This window comes from Mycobacterium sp. NPDC050551 (assembly GCF_040674075.1).
Lineage (GTDB): Bacteria > Actinomycetota > Actinomycetes > Mycobacteriales > Mycobacteriaceae > Mycobacterium.
This window is the reverse complement of record NZ_JBFARC010000001.1, coordinates 753,729-777,978: the sequence shown is the minus strand read 5'-3', so window position 1 is coordinate 777,978 and position 24,250 is coordinate 753,729. Positions and strand designations below refer to the sequence as shown.

Sequence of the window (24,250 nt, the reverse complement as noted above, 5' to 3'; positions counted from 1 at the left end):
GCGACATGGTCGAGATCGGCATGGGCCGCACCGCCCGCCGTACCTATGAGCTCGGCGACATCAACATCGTGCCGTCCCGGCGCACCCGGTCGTCCAAGGACGTGTCGACCGCATGGCAGCTGGACGCCTACCGGTTCGACATGCCGGTGCTGTCGCACCCCACCGATGCACTCGCCTCCACCGACTTCGCCATCGAGCTGGGCCGGCTCGGCGGCCTCGGCGTCCTCAACGGCGAGGGACTGATCGGCAGGCACGCCGACGTCGAGGAGAAGATCGCCCAGGTGCTCGAGGCCGCGGAGAAGGAGCCCGAGCCGTCCGCCGCGATCCGGCTGTTGCAGCAGCTGCACGCCGCGCCGCTCGACCCCGAGCTGCTCGGCGCCGCGGTGGCCCGGATCCGGGATGCCGGGCTGACGACGGCCGTGCGGGTCAGCCCGCAGAACGCCAGGGCGCTGACACCGTCGCTGATCGCGGCCGGGCTGGACCTGCTGGTCATCCAGGGCACCATCGTGTCGGCCGAACGCGTGGCGTCCGACGGCGAGCCGCTGAACCTGAAGACCTTCATCTCCGAATTGGACGTGCCGGTGGTGGCCGGCGGTGTGCTCGACCACCGCACCGCGCTGCACCTGATGCGCACCGGCGCGGCCGGCGTCATCGTGGGGTACGGCTCCACCAGCGGCGTCACCACCAGCGACGAGGTGCTGGGCATCAGCGTTCCGATGGCCACCGCCATCGCCGACGCCGCCGCCGCCCGCCGCGAGTACCTCGACGAGACCGGCGGCCGCTACGTGCACGTGCTGGCCGACGGCGACATCCACACCTCCGGCGACCTGGCCAAGGCCATTGCGTGCGGTGCGGACGCGGCGGTGCTGGGCACCCCGCTGGCCACGGCGGCCGAGGCGCTGGGCGGCGGCTGGTTCTGGCCTGCCGCGGCCGCCCACCCCTCGCTGCCCCGCGGCGCGCTGCTGCAGGTCGCGGTCGGGGAGCGGCCGTCGCTGCGGCAGGTGCTTGACGGCCCGTCCGACGATCCGTTCGGCTCGCTGAACCTGGTTGGCGGACTGCGGCGGGCGATGGCCAAGGCGGGCTACTGCGACCTCAAGGAGTTCCAGAAGGTCGGTCTGGCCGTCGGATCCTGACCGCGGCCGGCGCAAGTGTGACGCGTTGACAACTTAGGTCCACCTGTCTAGAAAAGTTACCCAGCGGTAACTCATACTGGTGTGATGCAGCCTGACTATGACGTCCTGATCATCGGCTCGGGATTCGGCGGCAGCGTGAGCGCGCTGCGACTCACCGAGAAGGGCTACCGCGTCGGCGTCCTGGAGGCCGGCCGTCGCTTCGCCGACAAGGAGTTCGCCAAGACCTCCTGGAACCTGCGGAAGTTCCTGTGGGCGCCCAAGTTCGGGTGCTTCGGCATCCAGCGCATCCACCTGCTGCGCAACGTGCTGATCCTGGCGGGCGCGGGCGTCGGCGGCGGTTCGCTCAACTACGCGAACACGCTGTACGTGCCGCGCGAGCCGTTCTTCAAGGATCCGCAGTGGAAGCACATCACCGACTGGCGCGACGAGTTGCTGCCGCACTACGAGCAGGCGCAGCGCATGCTCGGCGTCGTCACCAACCCCACGTTCACCGACGCCGACCGCATCATGAAAGAGGTCGCCGAGGACATGGGCGTCGGGGACACCTTCGTGCCCACCCCGGTCGGGGTGTTCTTCGGCCCCGACGGCGAGAAGACGCCCGGCAAGACGGTCCCCGACCCGTACTTCGGCGGCGCGGGCCCGGCCCGGACCGGGTGCATCGAGTGCGGCCAGTGCATGACCGGCTGCCGCTTCGGCGCCAAGAACACCCTGCTGAAGAACTACCTGGGACTGGCGGAGTCGGCGGGCACCCAGATCCACCCGATGACCACCGTGACCAGCCTCCAGCAGCGGCCCGACGGGGTCTGGGAGGTCAAGACCGCCCACACCGGCCGGTTGCTGCGCAGGAAACGCCGCACGTTCACCGCCACGCACGTCATCGTCGCGGCGGGCACCTACGGCACCCAGAAGCTGCTGTTCAAGATGCGCGACACCGGGAAACTGCCGAAGCTGTCGGACCGGCTCGGCCTGCTCACCCGCACCAACTCCGAGTCGATCGTCGGCGCGGGCCGGCTCCAGGTCCGCGACGACCTCGACCTCACCCACGGCGTGGCCATCACGTCGTCCATCCACCCGACGGACGACACGCACGTCGAACCCTGCCGGTACGGCAAGGGCTCCAACGCCATGGGCCTGCTGCAGACGCTGATGACCGACGGCGCCGGCCCCCAGGGCACCGACGTGCCCCGCTGGAAGCAGCTGTTCCACAACGCCGGCGCCGATCCGAAGGGCACGCTGCGGCTGCTCAACCCGCGGCGCTGGAGCGAGCGCACCATGATCGCGCTGGTCATGCAGAACCTCGACAACTCGATCACCACCTTCACCAGGAAGACGAAGCTCGGCTTCCGCATGCTCGACAGCAAGCAGGGCCACGGCGAGCCGAACCCGAGCTGGATCCCGGTCGGCAACGAGGTGACCCGGCGCATCGCCAAGAAGATCGACGGCGTGGCCGGCGGTACCTGGGGTGAGCTGTTCAACATCCCGCTGACGGCGCACTTCCTGGGTGGCGCGGTGATCGGTGACGGCCCCGAGCACGGGGTCATCGACCCGTACCACCGGGTGTACAACTATCCGACGCTGTACGTGGTGGACGGCGCGGCCATCTCCGCCAATCTCGGCGTGAACCCGTCGCTGAGTATCACCGCCCAGGCGGAGCGGGCGGCGTCGCTGTGGCCGAACAAGGGCGCCGAGGACCTGCGGCCCGCACAGGGCGAGGGCTACCGCCGGCTCGATCCGATCGCGCCCGAGCACCCGGTGGTGCCTGAGGGTGCGCCGGCCGCGCTGGACTGGAATGCCAGCTCCGAGGACGTCAACCGGCGTGACCCGACCACCGCGGAGGCACGCGGCGCCTGATTCAGCGCGCGGTCACGGCTTCGTGAGCGCGTAGTAGGCATACCTGGAGTCGAGTTCGTTCCTCGGCACCAGCGTGACGAGCCGCGGGATGAGTCCGCTCGCGGCGGCGTGCTCCCAGAACTCGTCGATCGCGAAGGTGGTCGTCTGCGCCAGGTGACGCCGGTAGCCGCGACCGCCCCGCCCGCGGGTGCCGAGCTGGGCGGTGTGGTACTTCACCTGGACCACGGCGATTCCGCCGCTGGTGAGCACCCGTTCGGCAATGGCCAAGATGTCGAGCGCGTCCTTCGGCGCCGCCGTGAGCTCGATGACGTAGTAGCACAGGAACGTGTCGCAGCTGCCTTCGAGCCCGTCGGACGCCGCCACCGCATCCGCGATGTCGATGTGGATGCCTTGCACCGGGGTGTCGCAGACCGCCCGCACCTGTGTCAGGCACTCGGCGACGCTGTCGGCGGAGATGTCGGCGGCGATGAACCGTGACGCCAGGGGAGCGAAGGAAGCGGCGTTGGCTCCGCCGCCGCATCCCCACTCGATGGTCACGCCGGGGCCGCCGGTACGGCCCAGGCCTGCGGCGAACACGCGGTACATGTCGAGGTGCTGCCTGCCGACGTCCTGCCACAGGTCGTCCGCGAGACCGGTCCGCCAGTGCGAGTTCGACTGCCACGCATCGTCGTCGCCCGGCGCCGACCAGTAGCGGTGCGCGGCCCGCAGGCTGGATGCCCGCCGTCGGTCGCCCGCCACCCGGTCGGCCATCAACGCGATCGCGAGTTCACCTCGCCGTAGTAGCCCGAGCAGCCTTCCCATCCGCTGAGCATAGGTGTTGACCAGCCGTGACGGCGGCCGGCGATGCGGTGGTCAGTCCTGTCCGGTGAGGCGGCGCCGCAGCGGCTCGCGACCGGGCGGCTGCGGAGGTGTCGGCAGCAGTGGCTTGCGCCGTCGCACGGCGACGGTGGTCGGCTCGGCGGTGGTGACCTGGAGTTCCTCACCCGCGTGCCGGATCGTCAACTCACCGTCGGGGCCGTCGCGCAGCGTGTAGGTCACCTCGTCGTGCTCGGCGTTCACCGTCAGCCGGAAACCCCGCCAGCACAAGCGGAATCGCAACCGGGAGAACGCGTCGGGCAGATGCGGGTCCAGGGACAGCACGCCCTCGTCGTCGCGCAACCCGCCGAATCCGGCCACCAGCGCCGTCCAAGCCCCGGCCAGCGACGCCATGTGCAGCCCGTCGCGGGTGTTGTGGTGCAGATCGCGCAGGTCGATCAGCGCCGCCTCGAAGGTGTAGTCGTGCGCGAGTTCCATGTGCCCCACCTCGGCGCACATCACCGCCTGGGTGCACGCCGACAGCGAGGAGTCGCGGGTGGTGCGCCGCTCGTAGTAGTCGACGTTGCGGGCCTTCTGTTCGTCGGTGAAGGCGTGACTCTGCCACTGCATCGCCAGCACGAGGTCGGCCTGCTTGATCACCTGGGCCGGATAGAGCCGCACGTACGGCTCGTTGAGCAGCAGCGGGTAGGAGGTGTTGTCGGTGAAATCCCACTCGGCCAGCGTGGTGAAGCCCTCGCACTGCTGGTGCACGCCGAGTTCTTCGTCGTAGGGGATGTGCGCCGAAGCGGCCGCGTCCCGCCACGCCGCGGTCTCCTCGGTGGTCACTCCCATCTCGCGGGCCGCCTCCGTTCGCCGGGTGCAGGCGTCGGCGGCCACCCGGAGATTGTGCGCGGCCATCAGATTGGTGAACACGTTGTCGCGCACCACGGCCGTGTACTCGTCCGGACCGGTGACGCCGTCCAGGTGCCACACGCCGTGCCGGTCGTGGTGACCGATCGACATCCACAGCCGCGCGGTGTCGACCAGCACGGCCAGCCCGCACTCCTCCTCCAAAGAATCGTCACCGGTGACGGTGCGGTACCGGTCGAACGCCATCGCGATGTCGGCGTTGACATGCCACGCCGCGGTCCCCGCGGGCCAGTACGCCGAACACTCCTCGCCACGGATGGTGCGCCACGGAAAAGCGGCGCCCTGGAGGTCGAGTTGGGCGGCGCGTTCCCTGGCCAGGTGGAGCGTCGACGCCCGCCAGCGCAGCGCGTCGGCCGCCGCGGCCGGTTTGGTGTACGTCAGCACCGGCAGCACGAAACCCTCGGTGTCCCAGAAGGCGTGGCCGTCATATCCGGTGCCCGTCAAGCCTTTTCCGGGGATCGCACGTCGTTCGGCGCGTGCGCTGGCCTGCAACACGTGGAACAGTCCGAACCGCACCGCCTGCTGGATGTCGGGGTCGCCGTCGACCTCGACGTCCGCGCAGTCCCAGAAGTCGTCGAGGTATTTGCGCTGGGCGTCGATCAGCCCCTGCCACCCGACGTAGCGCGCGCCGGTCAGCGCGGCGGCGACCTGGTCGCGCAGCGCGGGCCGGGACCGCAGGCTGGACCAGCCGTAGGCGAGGTACTTGACGATCCGCAACTGCTGACCGGGTCGCAGCCCGCAGATCACCGTGGTGCGTGCCAGGTCGTCGCGGGAGTCGGTGTGCACCTCGACCCGGCCGGGCACGTCGACCTCGTGGTCCATGGCGGCCGCCATCATGAGCGCGCTGCCGCGGGTGCGGTGCACCAGCACCGCCGACGCGTCGGTGTTCTCGTGCGTGATCGCCTCGAGCGGGGTCTTCAGCGCCGCCGCCACCCGCGGATCGTCCGACGTCTGCGGCTGGTCCTCGTTGGCGACCAATTCGGATTGCACTGTGACGCGGACGAATTCGTCCATCGCCTCGACGATGTACTCGATGGCCGCGACGCTGCGCTGGTCCAGCGACACCAGCCGGGTGGATGTGACCTTGACCTGCTTGCCCGTCGGCGAGCGCCAGTGCGCGCATCGTGTCAGCGTGCCCGCGCGCAGGTCGAGGATGCGCTCGTGATCGAACAGCTCGCCGTATCGGACGTCGAACGGTTCGTCGTCGACCAGCAGCCGCATGATCTTGCCGTTGGTGACGTCGACGACGGTCTGACCCGCCTCCGGATAGCCGTAGCCCGCTTCGGCGTACGGCAGTGGCCGGATCTCGTAGAACGAGTTGAGGTAGGTGCCGGGCAGCCCGTGCGGTTCGCCCTCGTCGAGGTTGCCGCGTAATCCGATGTGGCCGTTGGACAGTGCGAACAACGACTCGGACTCGTCGAGGAGGTCGAAGTCGAGCTCGGTCTCCCGGACCTGCCACGGCTCGACGGGGAAGGCGTCGTGGGAGATCACGACTCGTCCAGCAGATCGGCCAGATCGGTGACGACGATGTCGGCGCCGTTGCGGCGCAACTCGTCGGCCTGCCCCACCCGGTCGACGCCCACCACATACCCGAAGTAGCCGGCCCGGCCCGCGGCGACCCCGGACAGCGCGTCCTCGAACACGGCCGCCGCGGGTGGCGCCACACCGAACAGCTGAGCCGCCCGCAGGAAGGAGTCGGGGGCCGGCTTACCCGGGATGTTCTCCTCGCGCAGCGTGACTCCGTCGACTCGGTGCTGGACGAACCGGGCAAGGCCGGTGACCTCGAGCACGTCGCGGGTGTTGGCGCTCGACGACACCACCCCGACGCCGAGCCCCGCGGCGGCGACGGCCTCGAGGTACCGGCGGGAGCCGTCGAACACCTCGATGCCGTCGGTGCGCAGCGTCTCCTGGAAGAGGTCGTTCTTCCGGTTGCCCAGCCCGGCCACGGTCTCGGCGTCCGGAGGGTCGTCGGCGTCGCCGTCGGGCAGCTCGATACCGCGGCTGGACAGGAAGGAGCGCACCCCGTCGTCGCGGCGCTTGCCGTCGACGTACTCCAGGTAGTCCTGGTCGACGTCGAACGGCACGAACTGCTCACCCGTGTCGTCCGCCCGCTGGCGCAGGAAGTCGTCGAACATCGCCTGCCATGCCTTCTTGTGCACGCTCGCCGTGTCGGTGAGGACACCGTCGAGGTCGAACAGGCAGGTGCGTACCTCGTCGGGTAGACCAAGCACTGGCCACCTCGCTTTCGTCGGGTCGTCGAACGCGCAGTACCTCTTCAATGCCCACTTTCGCCGAACGGCATGCGTCGGACGTGGGCGGCGAGGCCTACGCCGGGGTGAAAGCCCTGCGTGTGTCGGGTTTCTGGGTTTGCGTCGTGGACCCCGGGGGTAGTTTCGGAAGGGGCGTCGGGCGAGAAGGAATGTCGATGAGGCTGCTGAGGCGGATGCGCACGGCGATCCCTGCCGCGGCGTTGTCGGCGGCGCTGCTGCTGGCGGCCCCGGCGGGCGCGACACCCAGTGACGGGGAGTTCCTCGAACAACTGAGCCGGGACGGCGTGGCCTTCACCGACTTCAGGGCGATGCTCGAGTACGCCCACGGCATCTGCACGTCGCTCGACCAGGGCGTGCCCCATCTCACGGTCATCGACAACGTGATGTCCGACCAGCCACAGCTCGACCGGGACCACGCGGTGGTGCTGACGATCAGTTCCTACCTGGCGTACTGCCCGTGGCATGCACTGCCGGGATCGGGGACGGAGACGGCGTCCGGGGTGGCCTACGCCTAGCCCGTCCGGAACCGCACTCGACGACCCGGGCAGCTGATTCGGCACCCCCACTAGACTGGGCCAGTGAATTCTCCCGCCGATCCCTCGGGCCCGCGGCCCGTTCTGGTGGTCGACTTCGGCGCGCAGTACGCCCAGCTCATCGCCCGTCGCGTGCGTGAGGCGCGGGTGTACTCCGAGGTCGTGCCCCACACCGCCAGCGTCGAGGACATCAAGGCCCGCGATCCGCAGGCGATCGTGCTGTCCGGCGGCCCGGCCAGTGTGTACGCCGAGGGGGCGCCCCAGCTGGATCCGGCGCTGTTCGATCTCGATGTCCCGGTGTTCGGCATCTGCTACGGGTTCCAGGCGATGGCGCAGGCGCTCGGCGGCACCGTCGCGCGCACCGGCACCAGCGAGTACGGCCGCACCGAGCTGAAAGTCGCTGGCGGCGAACTGCATTCGGATCTGCCCGGCACGCAGCCGGTGTGGATGAGCCACGGCGACGCGGTCACCGCGGCGCCCGAGGGTTTCGATGTCGTCGCCACCAGCAGCGGCGCCCCGGTCGCCGCGTTCGAGAACCGCGCCCGCCGGCTGGCCGGTGTGCAGTACCACCCGGAGGTGCTGCACTCGCCGCACGGCCAGCAGGTGCTCAGCCGCTTCCTGCACGACTTCGCCGGGATCGGCGCCAAGTGGACGCCTGCCAACATCGCCGACGCGCTGATCGAGCAGGTGCGCGCCCAGATCGGCGACGGCCGGGCGATCTGCGGCCTGTCCGGCGGGGTGGACTCCGCGGTGGCGGCAGCACTCGTGCAGCGCGCCATCGGCGACCGGCTCACCTGCGTGTTCGTGGACCACGGCCTGCTGCGGTCCGGTGAGCGGGCCCAGGTCCAGCGTGACTTCGTCGCCGCCACCGGTGCCAACCTGGTCACCGTCGACGTCGCCGACCGGTTCCTTCAGGCGCTGTCCGGGGTGACCAACCCCGAGGGCAAGCGCAAGATCATCGGTCGCGAGTTCATCCGCGCGTTCGAGGGCGCGGTGCGCGAATTGGTGCAGGACAAGGGTGGTGACGTCGACTTCCTGGTGCAGGGCACGCTCTATCCCGACGTCGTCGAGTCCGGCGGCGGGTCGGGCACCGCGAACATCAAGAGCCACCACAACGTCGGCGGCCTGCCCGACGACCTGAAGTTCCGGCTGGTCGAGCCGCTGCGGCTGCTGTTCAAGGACGAGGTGCGCGCGGTCGGCCGCGAGCTCGGGCTGCCCGAGGACATCGTCGCCCGCCAGCCGTTCCCCGGACCGGGCCTGGGCATCCGCATCGTCGGCGAGGTGACCGCCGCCCGGCTCGACACGTTGCGCAGCGCCGACGCGATCGCCAGGGAGGAGCTCACCGCCGCCGGTCTGGACAACCAGATCTGGCAGTGCCCGGTGGTGCTGCTCGCCGACGTCCGGTCGGTGGGTGTGCAGGGCGACGGCCGCACCTACGGCCATCCCATCGTGCTGCGCCCGGTCTCCAGTGAGGACGCGATGACCGCCGACTGGACCCGGGTGCCCTACGAGGTGCTCGAGCGCATCTCCACGCGCATCACCAACGAGGTGCCCGCCGTCAACCGCGTCGTGCTCGACGTCACGAGCAAGCCGCCGGGCACCATCGAGTGGGAGTAGCCGTCAGCGGGTCGTGACGGGGACGACGGCCTCGTTGCGGCGCCGGAAGGGCAGCGTGAACGGGGGATCGTAGAACCAGGCCACGGGCTCGCCCTCGGCCTGGTAGTCGCTCGCGGCGAGCACGTCGAGCAGCTCTGCGCCCTTGCGTGCGACGACGGCCGGGCTGCGGTCGCCGCTGTACCGCAGCACCGCGACGGTCTCTGCGGGCACCGTCACCAGGCGCACCGCCGCACTGTCGGGTTGGGGCAGCGTCTCGATGCTGTACTTCGACGGCATGAAGAACCGGATCGTCGAGCCGGTGCCCGAACCCGACTGGGCGACCGGTGCGGTCATCGCGATCTGCTCACCCTCGGCCCCGGACTGGGCGACCGGCGCGGTCATCGCGATCGAGGTCCCGCTGTGATTGCCGCCGAAGATGTAGCGGGCCAGCCGGCGGAATCCGATGCTGCGCGCGGCGTCGTCATCGGCGGCGACGACGGTCTCGGCGGCCACCCGGGGACCGTACACCCGGATCTCCACGTCGCCGATCCGATCGGTGACCCGGTGGTGGGGTTCCTCCGTGCCGAACCGCAGACCCACGATCGAACCGGCCGATTCGGCGATCTGAACGGGCAGCTTCACCAGCGTGTGCAAGGACGTCATGTGGATGATTCGGCGCCGGTGGCGCGGCGGATCGCCCGCGCAGTGGAAACGCTCGACGAGGGGGTCCGCCGCTTGACGGTGTCAGAGGCGAGGTGTTTACTCAGGGCATCGAACATGCATTCGAACAACGGGTGAATCGGATGGTGCGGGAGGTGCTGCTGTGACAGCCGCGACGAGTCTTGATCTGCGCCGCCTCAACCATACTGAACAGGTAGAACACCTGCGCAAGCAGATGGCGGCGGTCAGCGGGAAAGTCGGTTCCGGGCGCCGTGGCGTGGCCCCGTCTGTCGACCCGCTCACCGAGTCGGAATCTTTGCTGCCGTTGCCCGAATCGCTGGCCGGACTGCTGCCCACCTCGTTGCCGCGCGGCACGGTGGCGGTGGCGACGGGCGCCCGGTCGCTGCCGCTGAGCATGGTGGCGGCGGTGACGGCCGCAGGCGGGCACGCGGCCATCGTGGGTCAGCCCGACGTGGGCCTGCTTGCTGCTGTGGAGATGGGGGCGGACCTGAGCCGGCTGGCCGTCATCCCCGATCCGGGGGCCGACCCGGTCGAGGTGGCCGCGGTGCTGATGGACGGCATGGATCTGGTGGTGCTCGGGCTGGGCGGGCGTTCGGTGACCGCGGGCCGGGCCAGGGCGGTGGTGGCCCGCGCACGCCAGAAGGGCTGCACGCTGCTGGTCACCGACGGCGAGTGGCAGGGGGCCTCGGCCCGGTTGGAGGCCCGGGTGTGCGGCTACGAGGTGAGCGGCGCAGGCCGGTCCGGCAGGCCGGTGCCCGGCTGTGGGCGCATCAGCCGGGTGCGGTTGGCCATGCGGGCGTGCGGGCGGTCCGTCGGCGCCCTGCGTGCGGTGGGGGAGTGAGGCGCCGTGCCCTCCCGGGTGCTGGCCGTCTGGTGCATGGACTGGCCCGCGGTCGCCGCCACGGCCGCGGCAGGGCTGGCACCGACGGCCCCGGTGGCGGTCACGCTGGCCAACCGGGTGATCGCGTGTTCGGCATCGGCGAGGGCGGTCGGGGTGCGGCGCGGTCTGCGCCGCCGTGAGTCGCAGGCCCGCTGTCCGGAACTCCACGTGGCGCCCGCCGACCCGGCACGCGACGCCCGGCATTTCGAGCACGTGACGGCCGCCGTGGACGACCTGGTGCCCCGGTCGGAGGTGCTGCGGCCGGGCCTGCTGGTGCTCTCGGTCCGTGGGGCGGCCCGCTACTTCGGCTCCGAACAGGCCGCCGCCGAGCGGCTGGTCGACGCGGTGGCCGCGGCGGGCGCCGAGTGCCAGGTGGGTATCGCCGACCAACTGGCCACCGCGGTCTTCGCCGCCCGTGCCGGCCGGATCGTCGAACCCGGCGGCGATGCCGGCTTCCTGTCGACACTGTCCATCCGGCAGCTGGCCACCGAACCGAGCCTTGCCGCACCCGGGCGCGATGAGCTGGCAGATCTGTTGTGGCGTATGGGTATCCGCACCGTCGGCCAGTTCGCAGAGCTGTCCCGCAGCGATGTGGCGTCCCGGTTCGGCGCCGACGCCGTGTCCGCGCACCGGTTCGCCCGCGGCGAGCCGGCCCGTGGCCCGTCGGGGCGCGAACCCCCGCCGGAACTCGACGCCGTGATGGACTGCGACCCGCCGATCGACCGGGTGGATGCCGCCGCCTTCGCCGGCCGGTCGCTGGCCGGCGACCTGCACCGCAGCCTGGAGGCGGCCGGGGTCGGCTGCACCCGGCTGGCCATCCATGCCGTCACCGCCAACGGCGAAGAGCTGGAACGGGTGTGGCGATGCGCCGAACCGCTGACCGAGGATGCCACCGCCGACCGGGTGCGCTGGCAGCTCGACGGGTGGCTGAACCGGCGCAATCAACACGACCGGCCGACCGCAGCGGTCACGGTGCTGCGGCTGCGCCCGGTGGAGGTGATCTCGGCCGAGGCGTTGCAGCTACCGCTCTGGGGCGGCGTCGGTGAGGAGGACCGGTTGCGGGCCCGCCGCGCCCTGGTCCGGGTGCAGGGCCTGCTCGGTCCGGAGGCGGTGCAGGTGCCGGTGCTCAGCGGCGGCCGCGGACCCGCCGAGCGGATCACGCTCACCCCGTTCGGCGACGAACCGGTCCCGGCTGCCGACCCGAACCAGCCATGGCCCGGCCGGCTGCCCGAGCCGTCGCCCACGGTGCTGCTCGACGATCCGGTCGAATTGCTGGACGGTCAGGGCGATCCGGTGCGGGTGACCCACCGGGGAATGTTCTCCGGTGATCCGGCCCGGCTGGACGGCGGGGGGTTCCGCGGTTCCCTGAGCTGGTGGGCGGGGCCGTGGCCGGTCGATGAGCGGTGGTGGGACCAGGATCGCGCCAAGGGGCGCACCGCGCGGGCGCAGGTGCTGATCGGCGGCGAACCGGAGAAGGCGCTGCTGCTGTGCTACCGCCAACGGCGGTGGTACGTCGAGGGGGTCTATGAATAGCCGGCCGTGAACACCGGATCAGCCCAGACGACGGGCGAATTCGCCGACCCGGGCGATGAACCGGTCGAAGAACACCGCGGGATCCACCTCGACGCCGACGAGCGCGTTGGGGCTGCGTCCCCACCTGCCGTGCCAGTCCGCCACGGTCATCCCGCGGGTCAGTGAGCCGGTCAACTCGACGTCGACCGTGGTCTGCCGGTACCGCACCAGTTCCGGGTCGAGGGCCACCGCTGCCGCCAGCGGATCGTGCAGGTGCGCCAGATACCCCTCGCCGTCGTCGAAGTGGAACTCGAAGTAGAACCGCATCGCGTCCTCGAGCACCCGGATCAACGGATTGGCGGCCACCGACCGGGTGCCGCGGTCGTCGAGCACACTCATCGGCGCGGTCGGCGAATCCGCGGCGGCCGCCAGCCGGCTCAGCAGTGCCGGGGTCATTGCGATGTTCTCGGTGAGGTTGAGCCCCAACACGATCGGTAGATGGCCAGGCGCCCCCTGCTCGTCTCCGGAACCCCACGCCGCACCCCAGCCGCCGAACACCTCGGCCGCCGCTTCGGGGTCGACGCTGACGTTCCACTCGGCCACCGCAGTGGTGTTGCCCCGGTAGTCGAACGCGCCGCCCATGATCACCAGCCGGCGCAGCAACCGGGGCAGCGACGGCTCCGCCCGCAGCGCGAGCGCGAGGTTGGTCAGTGGCCCGGTGACCAGCCCGACCAGTTCACCCGGGTGGGCATGTGCGGCGCGCACCCAGGCCTCGGCGGCGTCGTGTGCGGTCAACTTCCGGTCGGTCGGCGGCAGTTGCGCATAGCCCAGGCCCTCCGGGCCGTGGGTGTCGCCGGCGGTGCGCATCGGCGTGTTCAGCGGGGCGTCGGCGCCGCAGGACACCGGAACGTCCGCCACCCGGCACACCTCGAGCAGGCCGAGGTTGTTGTGGCAAACCTGGTGCACGTCAACGTTTCCGCCGGTGGAGGCGATACCGATCAGCTCCGCGTCGGCGCTGGCGAACAGGTACGCCAACGCCATCGCGTCGTCGACGCCGGTGTCGACATCGACGAACACCGGCTGTGGCGCAGCGGAATCACCGCTGTGGATCGGCATCTCGGAGAGGATACGCGGCGTTACCAGTGCACGCCGGGGACGAGTCGCACCATGCGCTTGACCGGTCGCGGCATCCGGATCGGAGACGCAGCCGGGCGGGACGGACGCGCCGGCCGGCGTGCGCTGACCGTATCGGCGTCGACGCCCCTGGCGGCGGCCGAATCCGGATAGCCCAGGTAGATCTGATGCAGCACGCGGCGGGAAAGCTTGGGCGCGAAGTACATCCCGATGTCGGCGAGGGTGCCGACCGGGGTGTCGATGCGCGCGGGCTTGTCGATCAGTGCCCGCACGATCATCGCGGCGGCGTGGTCGGCGGTGATCGGCGGCATCGGGTTGAGCTTGCGCGACGGCGCGATCATCGGGGTCTTCACCAGCGGCATGTGGATCGTGGTGAACGTGACGTGATCGGACAGCGTCTCGGTGGACACCACGTCGGCGAACGCGTCGAGCGCGGCCTTGCTGGGCACGTAGGCGCTGTACTTCGGGCTCGCCGCCTGCACGCCCGCGCTGGACACGTTGACCACGTGGCCGAACCGGCGTTCCTGCCAGTGCGGGAGCAGCGCGAGCACCATGCGCACCGCGCCGAAGTAGTTGACGGCCATCACCCGCTCGTAGTCGTGCAGCCTCTCGGTGGAGTTGGCCACCGACCGGCGGATCGAGCGGCCGGCGTTGTTCACCAGGTAGTCGACGTGGTCGAACCGGCCGAGGATGTCCTTCACGGTGGCGTCCACGGACGCCGAATCGGCGACGTCGCACGTGAAGGCATGCGCCTGACCGCCCGCGGCGCGGATCTCGGCGACCAGGTCGTCGAGAGCCTCGGCGTTGCGCGCGAGCGCGAACACCGTCGCCCCGCGTGCGGCGACCGCAAGGGCGGCGGCGCGGCCGATGCCGCTGGAGGCCCCGGTGATGACGACATGCCTGCCCACCAGCGGGCCTGCCGGATCGTCGCGGCGGGCCCGGTCGGGATCGAGGTGCTCGGCCCAGTACCGCCACAGCCGCGGGGCGTACGAGGAGAAGGCAGGAACCTCGATGCCGGTGCCGCGCAACGCTTCCACGGTGTTGTCGGCGGTGAAGGTGGGGACGAGGTCGACGACGTCCAGAATCTCGGCGGGCACGCCGAGTTGGGTGGCCGCCATGTTCCGCCAAATCTTCAGCCGCCCGGTCGCGCCGAGCACCGGCGCGGCCGTCACCCGCGGCAGCGTGCCGCGCAGCGGCGGCAGGCCCGCGGCCTTCGCCACACCCCGGTAGATGCCGCGCAGTCCGATGGTCCCCGGTGCGGTCAGGTGGAACGTCTGGCCGTCGCGGCCCTCGGCATGCATCAACTCCGTCAGCGCCCGCGCCACGTAGTCGACCGGAACGATGTTGGTGCGACCGGTGTCGGGCAGCGCGATCGGGGTGAAACCGGGCAGCCGCGACAGCTTCGCCAGCAGACCGAAGAAGTAGTAGGGGCCGTCGATCTTGTCCATCTCGCCGGTCCGCGAGTCGCCGACCACCACGGCGGGCCGGTACACCCGGTAGCGCAGGCCGGAAGCGGACCGCACCAGCAGTTCGGCCTCGAACTTGGTCTGGTGATACGGCGTCGGGAGTTCCTGCGCGACGTCGAAATCGTCCTCGGTGAACTGTCCGCGGTGGCTGCCCGCCACCGCGATCGACGACACGTGGTGCAGGGTGGCGTCGAGGCGGCGGGCCAACTCGATCACCGCGCGGGTGCCGTCGACGTTGGCGGCCCGCTGGGCGGCGTCGTCGGCGGTGATGTCGTACACAGCGGCGCAGTGCACCACGTGGTCGACGTCGCCGAGCTCGCCGACGGCCTCGTCGGTCAGGTCGAGACCGGCCGCGGTCAGGTCACCGACCAGCGGTCGGACCTGTTCACCCCACGGGCCGGCGAGACGTTCGAAGCGGGACAGCGACTCGCGGCGGACCAGCACCCACACCTGGGCGGCGGTGCTGCGGGCGACGATCTCGGACACGACCCGGCGTCCAATGAACCCGGTACCGCCGGTAACGACATAGCGCATGAAGGCCATGGTCACCCCTGGCCCGGCAAAGGTCAATAAGGTGTGACGCTGCCGTACAGACTCGTCAACGCCTCGGTCAGGGTGCGCGCGTCGTCGGCGGTGACACCGAAGCCGACGCTGCACAGCGCCGCCGTCGCCCCCTCCGCGACCGCCCGGCCCTCACCGGTGATCGTGACCAGCGTGGCGCGCCGGTCGGTGGGGTGGCGCTGCCGTGTCAGCAGACCGCGCTCGGCGAGGCGGTCGCAGGCGATGCTCACCGTCGTGGCGTGCACCGACAGCCGCCGGGCCACCTCGCCCAGCAACCGCACCCCGTCGGCCTGCTGCAACTCCTTGAGGATCTCGTAGTCGATGAGCCGCAGTGCGAAGCCCGACTTCAACTGGTGGTCCACCGTCGCCGTCATCGACCGGTGCAGCCGGAGCACCGCACTCATCGCCAAGTGCCCGCTCGGGTCGACCATTCCCCTTCCATAGCCACTATTCGATCTACTAACCGTCTTTGCGATACCGGTATGGTCCGTCTCAGCCGAGAAGGGAGTGTCCATGCCGATCGACCCGACCGCCGTGGGGAAGAAGTCCGCACCGCAACTGCTCGAGTGGACCGACCGTGAGACCCTGCTGTACGCGCTCGGGGTGGGTGCGGGCACCGCCGATCTGGCGTTCACCACCGAGAACAGCCACGACGTCGAGCAGCAGGTGCTCCCCACCTACGCCGTCATCGCGAGCCCCGCATGGGGTGCGGTCGGCGAAGTCGGGTCCTTCAACTTCGGCATGCTGCTGCACGGGTCCCAGCAGATCCGGCTGTTCGCACCGCTGCCACCGGCCGGCAAGCTGAGCGTGGTCTCCGAGGTGGCCGACATCCAGGACAAGGGTGAGGGCAAGAACGCGATCCTGGTGTTCAAGGGCACCGGCACCGACCCGGACACCGGTCAACTAGTCGCGGAAACGGTGTCCACCGCCGTCATCCGCGGTGAGGGCGGTTTCGGCGGCCGGCCCGGCGAGCGCCCGGCGGCGCCACAGATCCCCGACCGCGCGCCCGACGCGCAGATCGCCCTGCCGACCCGAGAGGACCAGGCGCTGCTCTACCGGCTCACCGGTGACCGCAATCCGCTGCACAGCGATCCGTGGTTCGCCAAGGAACTGGCCGGTTTCCCGCGGCCGATCCTGCACGGCCTGTGCACCTACGGCGTGGCGGGCCGGGCACTGGTGGCCGCGCTCGGCGGCGGCGACGCCACGAAGATCACCGCCGTCGGCGCCCGCTTCACCTCCCCGGTGTTCCCCGGCGAGACGCTGACGACCTCGATCTGGCGCACGGACCCCGGCCGGGCGGTGTTCCGCACCGAGGCCGCAGGCCCGGACGGCGCGGACAGCAGGCTGGTGCTCGAGGACGGCACCGCCGAGTACACCGACTGAGCGGGCGTCCCGGCGCGCGTATTTCGCCGAAGCCGTCGCCAACCGTTGTCCCGGTTGACAGGATCATCACGACGGTCGGACGAGACGCGAACGGGCGGTGGTGGTCGTGAGACTGGTGGTCGGTTTTCTCGCAACGCCCGGGGGCGGTGACGCCCTGGCGCTCGGTGTGCGGCTGGGCCGCACACTCGGCGCCGAGGTGCACGCCTGCATTGTGATGCCACCCGATCGCGGCGTGCCTGCGATGGTGACGACCGGTGGCTACGAGGACCTGCTCGCCGAGCAGGCCACGGAGTGGCTCGACCGGGCGCTCGGGGCGGTGCCCGATGACGTTGTGACCCAGGGCCACGTCAGCTTCTCCGCCTCCTACGCCGACGGGCTCATCCGGGAGGCGGGCCGGCTCGAGGCGGACGCGCTCGTGGTGGGCGGATCGGGTGGCGGCCTGGCCGGTAGCTTCTCCCTGGGCTCGGTGGTGAACGAACTGCTGCACTCGTCGCCGGTGCCGGTGGCCGTCGCCCCGCGCGGAGCGCGGCTGTCCGGGATCGAGCGGGTCCGCGAGGTGACATGCGCCATCGGTGAGCGCGAGGGTGCCGATCTGTTGCTGGACAACGCGGTTCGGTTCAGCATGGCGGCGGGCACGCCGCTGCGCCTGGTGTCGCTGGTGGCACTCGACCCCACCTTCGGCACCCTGCGCGGCGATGCCGACGCCGTGCACAGGCGAGCGCTCGACCATGCCGCGCGGACGCTGGACACAGCGAAAAGTGAGCTGCCGGAGGGCTTTCCGGTGACATCGACGGTGGTCGACGGGCCGTCGGTGGAGAGCGCCGTCAGCAAGCTGGAATGGCGCGACGGCGACATCATCATGGTGGGTTCGAGCCGCCTCAGCGCACCGAAGCGGCTCTTCCTCGGTTCCACGGCGGCCAAGATGCTGCGCGTCCTCGACGTGCCGATGGTCGTCGTGCCCCGCGACCAGCTCGGTGACGAGGACCTCCCATGACGGACGTGACCCCGCGCGACGGCGACACCGGTCTGAAGTCGAAGGGGCTGGCCGCGGGCAAGGTCGGCACACTCTCGGGTGCCATCCTCGGCATCTCCTGTGTCGCACCCGGGTACACGCTGACGGCCAGCATCGGGCTGATCGTCGCCGCGGTCGGGCTGAAGATGCCCGCCATCTTCATCGCCGGTTTCATCCCGATGTTTCTGACCGCCTACGCCTACCGCGAGTTGAACTCCCGCGCGCCGGACTGCGGTGCGTCGTTCACCTGGTCCACCAAGGCGTTCGGTCCCTACGTGGGGTGGATGTGCGGGTGGGGGATGGTGGTGGCGTCGATCATCGTGCTGTCCAACCTCGCCGCGATCGCGGTCGAGTTCTTCTACCTGTTCTTCGCCCGGATCCTCAACCGGCCGGAGATCGCCGACCTCGCGGACAACACCGTGGTCAACATCCTCACGACTCTGGCCTTCATCGCGGTCGCCACCTACATCGCCAGCCGCGGCATCACCACCAGCCAGCGCGTCCAGTACATTCTCGTCGGCTTCCAGATGGTGGTGCTGCTGGCGTTCGCGGTCGCGGCGCTCTGGCATGTGGGCGCCGGTGACGCGCCGGCGGGCCTGGCGTTCGACCTGGACTGGTTCAACCCCTTCACCGGATTGGCGTTGAGCGCCTTCGTGATCGGCGTGACGGGGTCGATCTTCGCGTTCTGGGGCTGGGACACCTGCCTGACGCTGGGCGAGGAGTCCAAGGACCCGACGAAGGTGCCGGGCCGGGCCGGGTTGGTGTGCGTGCTGTCGATCCTGTTGACCTACCTGCTCGTCGCCGTCGCGGTGATGATGTACGCCGGCGTCGGCGCCGACGGCCTCGGACTGGGGAACGAGGAGAACGCCGACAACGTGTTCGGTGCGCTCGCCGACCCGGTGCTGGGCACCTGGGCCGGACCGCTGCTGTTTTTGGCGATCTTCGCCTCGTCGGTGGCCAGCCTGCAGACGACGTTCCTGCCCGCGGCGCGCGCAATGCTCGCGATGGGCGCCTATCGCGCGTTCCCGGACCGGTTCGCATCGGTGCACCCGCGGTTCCTGGTGCCGGTGTTCAGCACCGTCGTCGCCGGTGTGGTCACCGGGGTGTTCTACACCGTGGTGAGCCTGCTCTCCGAGAGTGTGCTGCTGGATACCATTGCGGCGCTGGGCATCATGATCTGCTGGTACTACGGCATCACCGCGTTCGCGTGCGTGTGGTATTTCCGCCGTGAGTTGTTCGCCAGCCTGCACAACGCGGTCTTCAAGTTCCTGTTCCCGTTGCTCGGCGGACTCGTGCTGGCCGCGGTGTTCGTGATCTCGGTGCGGGAGAGCATGAATCCCGAGAACGGCAGCGGCACGTCGATCGGCGGTATCGGCCTGGTCTTCTACATGGGCTTCGGCATCCTGCTGCTCGGCGCCGTGCTGATGCTGGTCTGGCGGGTGCGTAGCCCCGGGTTCTTCCGGGGGGAGACGCTGCGACGCGACACACCGGCGCCGGTGGACACTCCGGTCGGTTAGGGCGGCGCGAGCGCCGGGTCGGCGACTACTCCGACCACACCTGCAGCACCGTCACGTACGGGGCGGGTTCCACCGAGAGCGCGCCGACGTAGGGGTGCTCGAGGGCGAAGATGAGGTACATGACGAAGCCCAGCAGAGCCGCCGTCAGCCCCACTGCCAGCGCGTGAACCAGGAGGTCGCGGGTGCCGAACAGGAAGGTGAACGCCATCACCACGCCGCCGCCGCCAAGCAGCAGGACCCAGAGCTCGCCGGGGACCGACGCCTCGCCGGTCGACACCCGCATCTTCCGGTTGGCGCTGAGGTCGTTCAACCGGACGATCGCGTGATCGAAGAAGGCGATCTCGTTGCGGCTCTCCGGCTGCACCGTCAGGTAGGTCTCCCAGACGTCGGCCAGTTCGTCGGACTGCTCCTCGATGGTCTCGCCGCGACGCATGCGCGGGAACTCGTCGTCGATCACATCCCGGGTGTAGGCGATCAGGCTCTGCTGCACCGCGACGCGGGACTCCGCAGGCAGAGCAGCCGAGTCGCGGAGTAGATCGGCGATCGCACTGGCCTCGAGGCCGCTCGCGTCCTCGGCGTCACCGAACTGCTCCCACACCACCACCACGACGAACGCGACGAGGACGGCATAGAGGACGCCGGCGAGCTGGAATACCGTGCTGGACACCGCATTCGCGTTCTCGAGTCGGGTGTGGGAAACGGCCTTGCGGAACACGAGAAGGCCGCCGACGGAGAACCCGACGACGGCGGCGACCCACAGCAGACCGAGAATCGGCGCAGGAATCTGCAGCAGCCAGATCACACACGATTATGACCACGGACGTCGACCGACGGACGGCAAACACACCGCAGCGTCCGCGAGGGGTCAGAGGGTCAGCGCAACCGAGTCGTTCGAACGCGCGTTCGATACACTGGTCGGGTGGCGTGGAACGACGGGCCGTCGAACTGGCCGGAGATGGAGCGGGTGCTCAACAGCAAGCCCCGCCGCGCCGGCGCGCCCCTGGCCGAACCCACCGGCGACGGCGGTGACAGTCCGGCCTGGTCCAGCAGGCGCGGCGCCTACGAGCCGGTGGCGGAGAACCGGCTCGCCTCGTCGGTGCCGTACGCCGAACTGCACGCGCACTCGGCGTACAGCTTCCTCGACGGGGCCAGCACGCCCGAGGAGCTCGTCGAGGAGGCCGCCCGGCTGGATCTGCGCGCCATCGCGCTGACCGACCACGACGGGCTCTACGGGGTGGTGCGCTTCGCCGAGGCCGCCCATGAACTCGACGTGCAGACCGTGTTCGGCGCCGAGCTGTCGCTGGGCAACACCGCCCGCACCGAGGTGCCCGACCCACCCGGCCCCCATCTGCTGGTGCTGGCCCGCGGACCCGAGGGCTATCGCCGGTTGTCGCGCGAGATCGCCAGGGCCCACCTCGCGGGCGGGGAGAAGGGCAAGCCGCGCTACGACTACGACACGCTCACCGAGGCGGCGGGCGGTCACTGGCACATCCTCACCGGCTGTCGCAAAGGCCATGTGCGTCAGGCATTGTCGCAGGGCGGCCCGGAAGCCGCAGGCGCGGCGCTGGCCGACCTGGTGGACCGGTTCGGCCGCGACAGGGTCAGTGTCGAGCTCACCCACCACGGCCATCCCCACGACGACGAACGCAACGCCGCGCTGCTCGAGCTGGCACCGCGCTACGGTCTGGGCGTGGTGGCCACCACCGCGGCGCACTTCGCTGCGCCTTCGCGGGGACGGCTGGCCATGGCGATGGGGGCGATCCGGGCCCGCAACTCGATCGATGACGCGGCGGGTTGGCTGGCGCCGCTGGGCGGATCGCACCTGCGGTCGGGTGAGGAGATGGCGCGGTTGTTCGCGCACTGCCCCGAAGCGGTCCTGGCCGCCGCCGACCTCGGCGAGCAGTGTGCGTTCGGGCTGACACTGATCGCCCCGCAGCTGCCGCCCTTCGACGTCCCGCCGGGGCACACCGAGGACAGTTGGCTGCGGCATCTGGTGATGACCGGGGCCCGCGACCGGTACGGGCCGCCGGAGCGGGCGCCGCTGGCCTATCACCAGATCGAACACGAGCTGAGGGTCATCGAAGAGCTGTCCTTCCCCGGCTATTTCCTCGTGGTGCACGACATCACCCGGTTCTGCCGGGAGAACGGCATCCTGGCCCAGGGCCGCGGCTCGGCGGCCAACTCCGCGGTCTGTTATGCCCTCGGCGTCACCAACGTCGACCCGGTCGCGAACGAGTTGCTGTTCGAGCGGTTCCTGTCCCCGGCGCGGGACGGGCCGCCCGACATCGACATCGACATCGAGTCCGATCTGCGCGAGCAGGCCATCCAGTACGTCTACCAGCGCTACGGCCGCGACTACGCCGCCCAGGTCGCCAACGTCATCACCTACCGCGGGCGCAGCGCCGTGCGCGACATGGCCCGCGCGCTCGGCTTCTCCCAGGGGCAGCAGGACGCCTGGAGCAAGCAGTTCGGGCAGTGGGGCAGACTCGCGGACACCAAGCACGTCGAGGGCATCCCCGAGCAGGTGATCGACCTGGCCCAGCAGATCTCCAATCTGCCGCGACACATGGGCATCCACTCGGGCGGCATGGTGATCTGTGACCGGCCGATCGCCGACGTGTGCCCGGTGGAGTGGGCCCGCATGGAGAACCGCAGCGTGTTGCAGTGGGACAAGGACGACTGTGCCGCAATCGGTCTGGTGAAGTTCGACATGCTCGGGCTGGGGATGCTCTCGGCGCTGCACTACTGCATCGACCTGGTCGCCGAGCACAAGGGCATCGACGTCGACCTGGCCCAGCTCGACCTCTCCGAGCCCGCCGTGTACGAGATGCTGCAACGGGCCGACTCGGTCGGCGTGTTCCAGGTGGAGTCGCGTGCGCAGATGGCCACCCTGCCGCGGCTCAAGCCGCGGCTGTTCTACGACCTGGTGGTCGAGGTGGCGCTGATCCGGCCCGGGCCGATCCAGGGCGGGTCCGTGCACCCGTACATCAAGCGGCGCAACGGCGAGGAGCCGGTCACCTACGACCACCCGTCGATGGAGTCCGCTCTGCGGAAGACGCTGGGAGTGCCGCTGTTCCAGGAGCAGCTGATGCAGCTGGCCGTCGACTGCGCGGGCTTCACCGCCGCGGAAGCCGACCAGCTGCGCCGGGCGATGGGCTCGAAGCGCTCCACCGAGAAGATGCGCCGGCTGCGTGGCCGTTTCTACGACGGGATGCGCAACCGGCACGGCATCACCGGTGACGTGGCCGACCGGATCTACGAGAAGCTCGAGGCATTCGCCAACTTCGGTTTCCCGGAGAGTCATTCGCTGTCCTTCGCGTCGCTGGTGTTCTACTCCTCGTGGTTCAAGCTGCACCATCCGGCCGCGTTCTGCGCCGCGCTGCTGCGCGCCCAGCCGATGGGGTTCTACTCGCCGCAGTCGCTGGTGGCCGACGCCCGGCGGCACGGTGTCACCGTGCACGGCCCCGATGCCAACGCCAGCCTGGCGCACGCCACGTGTGAGAACCACGGGCTCGACGTCAGGCTGGGCCTCGGCAGCGTCCGCCACATCGGCGACGAGCTCGCCGAGAAGATCGTCGACGAGCGGAAAGCCAACGGCCCCTTCATCGATCTGCTCAATCTGACCGGCCGGGTGCAACTGTCGGTGCCGCAGACCGAGGCGCTGGCCACGGCGGGGGCGCTGGGCTGCTTCGGCATCACCCGCCGCGAGGGGCTGTGGGCGGCGGGCGCGGCCGCCACCGAACGGCCCGACCGGCTGCCGGGTGTCGGTTCGTCGTCGCATGTGCCGTCGCTGCCGGGGATGAGTGAGCTGGAACTGACCGCGGCCGACGTGTGGGCCACCGGCGTGTCCCCGGACAGCTATCCCACCCAGTACCTGCGTGAGCATCTCGACGCGATGGGAGTCGTGCCGGCCGACAAGCTGCTCGGCGTGCGGGACGGCAGCCGGGTGCTGGTCGCGGGTGCGGTGACCCACCGGCAGCGACCGGCGACGGCGCAGGGCGTGACGTTCGTCAACCTGGAGGACGAGACCGGGATGATCAACGTGCTGTGCGCGCCCGGGGTGTGGGCGCGGCACCGCCGGCTGGCGCAGACCGCGCCGGCGATGGTGATCCGCGGCATCGTGCAGAACGCCACCGGCGCGGTGACCGTGGTTGCCGACCGGTTGGAGAAGCTCGACCTGCGGGTGGTGTCGAAGTCGAGGGACTTCCGGTGAGCGTGAGCCGCTAGATCTTGTGCCCCAACACGATGTCCACCGCTGCGGCGATCACCCGGTCCTCGGGGAGGTTGCCGAACATCAGCGACGGGCAGGCGACGACACCGGTCAGCATCGACACGGTCGCCTCGAGGTCGGCGCCGTCGAATCGCTGAGCCAGCATGTCCCGCAGATTGCGCTGGCCCGCCGAGTTGACCCGGTCACGCAGTGCGGCAACGTCTTCGACTGACGCCGACTGCGCCATCCCGGACAGGATCTGGTCCAGCCGCAGCTCGCGGATGGCTTGGCGGAACACCGTCAGCTCGCCCACGATGTCGGCCCGCAGCTCGCCGGTGGGCTCGTGGTGGGGCATGTCCCCGAGCGAGTCGATCGCCATGGCGATGAGGTCGTAACGCGACGGCCAGTGGGTGTAGAGCGTCGACTTGGAGTAGCCGGCCGCTTCCGCCACCCGGGCATGGGTCACCTGCTCCCACCCCTCGCCGATCAGCACATCGAGCGCTGCGCGGGAGACGTCGGCGCGGGTACGGGCGACGCGTGAGTCCTCGGGTCCCGTGCGATCACCTCCCTCGTTCGCGTCATCGATCCGACAGAAATTATCTGATGGACAAGTCTTCCATTAGTGCATTCAGTGTGCACTAATGGATGAACTGTTCAGTAGTGAACGGTCAGATTGGTTGTACGCGGGGTGTCGAGAAGCGGGCGTCCGCGGCGCTGATAGCTGTCTCCCCCAAGTGAACGGCGTTCGCACGTCGTGTGAATCGTCGTGGACCAGGAAGGATCTCT

General features: G+C 70.1%; 19 protein-coding genes. 10 read left to right on the top strand and 9 right to left on the bottom strand.

Translation table 11 applies throughout. The features are described from left to right. Positions 1-5 precede the first annotated feature (5 nt). On the top strand, positions 6-1,133 hold the full coding sequence (locus AB0K11_RS03695) for a GuaB3 family IMP dehydrogenase-related protein (protein WP_364973697.1): 1,128 nt from the start codon (positions 6-8) through the stop codon (positions 1,131-1,133). Between the two features lie 84 nt (positions 1,134-1,217). After that, positions 1,218-2,984 (top strand): GMC family oxidoreductase, encoded by a 1,767-nt coding sequence (locus tag AB0K11_RS03690; RefSeq protein ID WP_364972309.1) that lies wholly within the window; start codon positions 1,218-1,220, stop codon positions 2,982-2,984. A 12-nt stretch (positions 2,985-2,996) separates the two neighbouring features. Here the strand turns inward: AB0K11_RS03690 and AB0K11_RS03685 are convergent, their stop codons facing one another. From AB0K11_RS03685 to AB0K11_RS03675, 3 genes are read right to left on the bottom strand one after another with little or no spacing between them, the layout of a single operon-like run. Beyond that, a complete protein-coding gene (locus tag AB0K11_RS03685; protein ID WP_364972306.1) occupies positions 2,997-3,785 on the bottom strand; it encodes a methyltransferase domain-containing protein in 789 nt (262 codons plus the stop codon). Positions 3,786-3,836: 51 nt separating this feature from the next. Next, positions 3,837-6,200, bottom strand: a complete 2,364-nt coding sequence (locus tag AB0K11_RS03680; RefSeq protein ID WP_364972304.1) for a glycoside hydrolase family 65 protein — start codon at positions 6,198-6,200, stop codon at positions 3,837-3,839. Then, complete coding sequence (locus AB0K11_RS03675) at positions 6,197-6,940, bottom strand: beta-phosphoglucomutase family hydrolase (RefSeq protein WP_364972302.1); 744 nt, start codon at positions 6,938-6,940, stop codon at positions 6,197-6,199. Before AB0K11_RS03675 ends, AB0K11_RS03680 begins: the two co-directional genes overlap by 4 nt. Before the next feature lie 194 nt (positions 6,941-7,134). Here AB0K11_RS03675 and AB0K11_RS03670 point away from each other — a divergent pair, with 194 nt between their 5' ends. Further along, a complete protein-coding gene (locus AB0K11_RS03670; protein ID WP_364972300.1) occupies positions 7,135-7,494 on the top strand; it encodes a DUF732 domain-containing protein in 360 nt (119 codons plus the stop codon). A 63-nt stretch (positions 7,495-7,557) separates the two neighbouring features. After that, complete coding sequence (gene guaA, locus AB0K11_RS03665) at positions 7,558-9,129, top strand: glutamine-hydrolyzing GMP synthase (RefSeq protein ID WP_364972296.1); 1,572 nt, start codon at positions 7,558-7,560, stop codon at positions 9,127-9,129. A 3-nt stretch (positions 9,130-9,132) separates the two neighbouring features. On the opposite strand, the gene AB0K11_RS03660 is transcribed toward guaA, so the two are convergent. Next, complete coding sequence (locus AB0K11_RS03660) at positions 9,133-9,771, bottom strand: heme-binding protein (protein WP_364972294.1); 639 nt, start codon at positions 9,769-9,771, stop codon at positions 9,133-9,135. 160 nt (positions 9,772-9,931) lie between these two features. On the opposite strand from AB0K11_RS03660, the gene AB0K11_RS03655 reads away from it, so the two are divergent. Both AB0K11_RS03655 and AB0K11_RS03650 read left to right on the top strand, forming a co-directional pair. Further along, the gene (locus tag AB0K11_RS03655) at positions 9,932-10,630 is read left to right on the top strand and encodes a hypothetical protein (RefSeq protein WP_364972291.1); all 699 of its coding nucleotides are present in this window, start codon (positions 9,932-9,934) and stop codon (positions 10,628-10,630) included. 36 nt (positions 10,631-10,666) lie between these two features. Then, complete coding sequence (locus AB0K11_RS03650) at positions 10,667-12,202, top strand: DNA polymerase Y family protein (RefSeq protein WP_364973694.1); 1,536 nt, start codon at positions 10,667-10,669, stop codon at positions 12,200-12,202. 18 nt (positions 12,203-12,220) lie between these two features. Here the strand turns inward: AB0K11_RS03650 and AB0K11_RS03645 are convergent, their stop codons facing one another. From AB0K11_RS03645 to AB0K11_RS03635, 3 genes are read right to left on the bottom strand one after another with little or no spacing between them, the layout of a single operon-like run. Further along, on the bottom strand, positions 12,221-13,297 hold the full coding sequence (locus tag AB0K11_RS03645; RefSeq protein ID WP_364972289.1) for a nucleoside hydrolase: 1,077 nt from the start codon (positions 13,295-13,297) through the stop codon (positions 12,221-12,223). A 20-nt stretch (positions 13,298-13,317) separates the two neighbouring features. Further along, entirely contained in the window at positions 13,318-15,315 is a 1,998-nt protein-coding gene (locus AB0K11_RS03640; RefSeq protein ID WP_364972286.1) for an SDR family oxidoreductase, read from the bottom strand. Between the two features lie 32 nt (positions 15,316-15,347). Then, on the bottom strand, positions 15,348-15,773 hold the full coding sequence (locus tag AB0K11_RS03635; protein ID WP_364972284.1) for a MarR family transcriptional regulator: 426 nt from the start codon (positions 15,771-15,773) through the stop codon (positions 15,348-15,350). Positions 15,774-15,855: 82 nt separating this feature from the next. Between AB0K11_RS03635 and AB0K11_RS03630 the strand changes: the two genes are divergently transcribed. From AB0K11_RS03630 to AB0K11_RS03620, 3 genes are all read left to right on the top strand, one after another. Further along, on the top strand, positions 15,856-16,725 hold the full coding sequence (locus AB0K11_RS03630; RefSeq protein WP_364972281.1) for a MaoC/PaaZ C-terminal domain-containing protein: 870 nt from the start codon (positions 15,856-15,858) through the stop codon (positions 16,723-16,725). Positions 16,726-16,831: 106 nt separating this feature from the next. Further along, positions 16,832-17,719, top strand: coding sequence for a universal stress protein (locus AB0K11_RS03625; RefSeq protein ID WP_364972278.1), 888 nt, complete (start codon positions 16,832-16,834; stop codon positions 17,717-17,719). Next, the gene (locus AB0K11_RS03620) at positions 17,716-19,254 is read left to right on the top strand and encodes an APC family permease (RefSeq protein ID WP_364972274.1); all 1,539 of its coding nucleotides are present in this window, start codon (positions 17,716-17,718) and stop codon (positions 19,252-19,254) included. The genes AB0K11_RS03625 and AB0K11_RS03620 overlap by 4 nt, the downstream gene beginning before the upstream one ends. Before the next feature lie 25 nt (positions 19,255-19,279). On the opposite strand, the gene AB0K11_RS03615 is transcribed toward AB0K11_RS03620, so the two are convergent. Next, on the bottom strand, positions 19,280-20,056 hold the full coding sequence (locus AB0K11_RS03615; RefSeq protein ID WP_364972271.1) for a DUF4239 domain-containing protein: 777 nt from the start codon (positions 20,054-20,056) through the stop codon (positions 19,280-19,282). A 117-nt stretch (positions 20,057-20,173) separates the two neighbouring features. On the opposite strand from AB0K11_RS03615, the gene AB0K11_RS03610 reads away from it, so the two are divergent. Further along, a complete protein-coding gene (locus tag AB0K11_RS03610; RefSeq protein ID WP_364972268.1) occupies positions 20,174-23,467 on the top strand; it encodes an error-prone DNA polymerase in 3,294 nt (1,097 codons plus the stop codon). Positions 23,468-23,477: 10 nt separating this feature from the next. Here the strand turns inward: AB0K11_RS03610 and AB0K11_RS03605 are convergent, their stop codons facing one another. Next, entirely contained in the window at positions 23,478-24,050 is a 573-nt protein-coding gene (locus AB0K11_RS03605) for a helix-turn-helix domain-containing protein (RefSeq protein ID WP_364973692.1), read from the bottom strand. Positions 24,051-24,250: the final 200 nt, after the last annotated feature.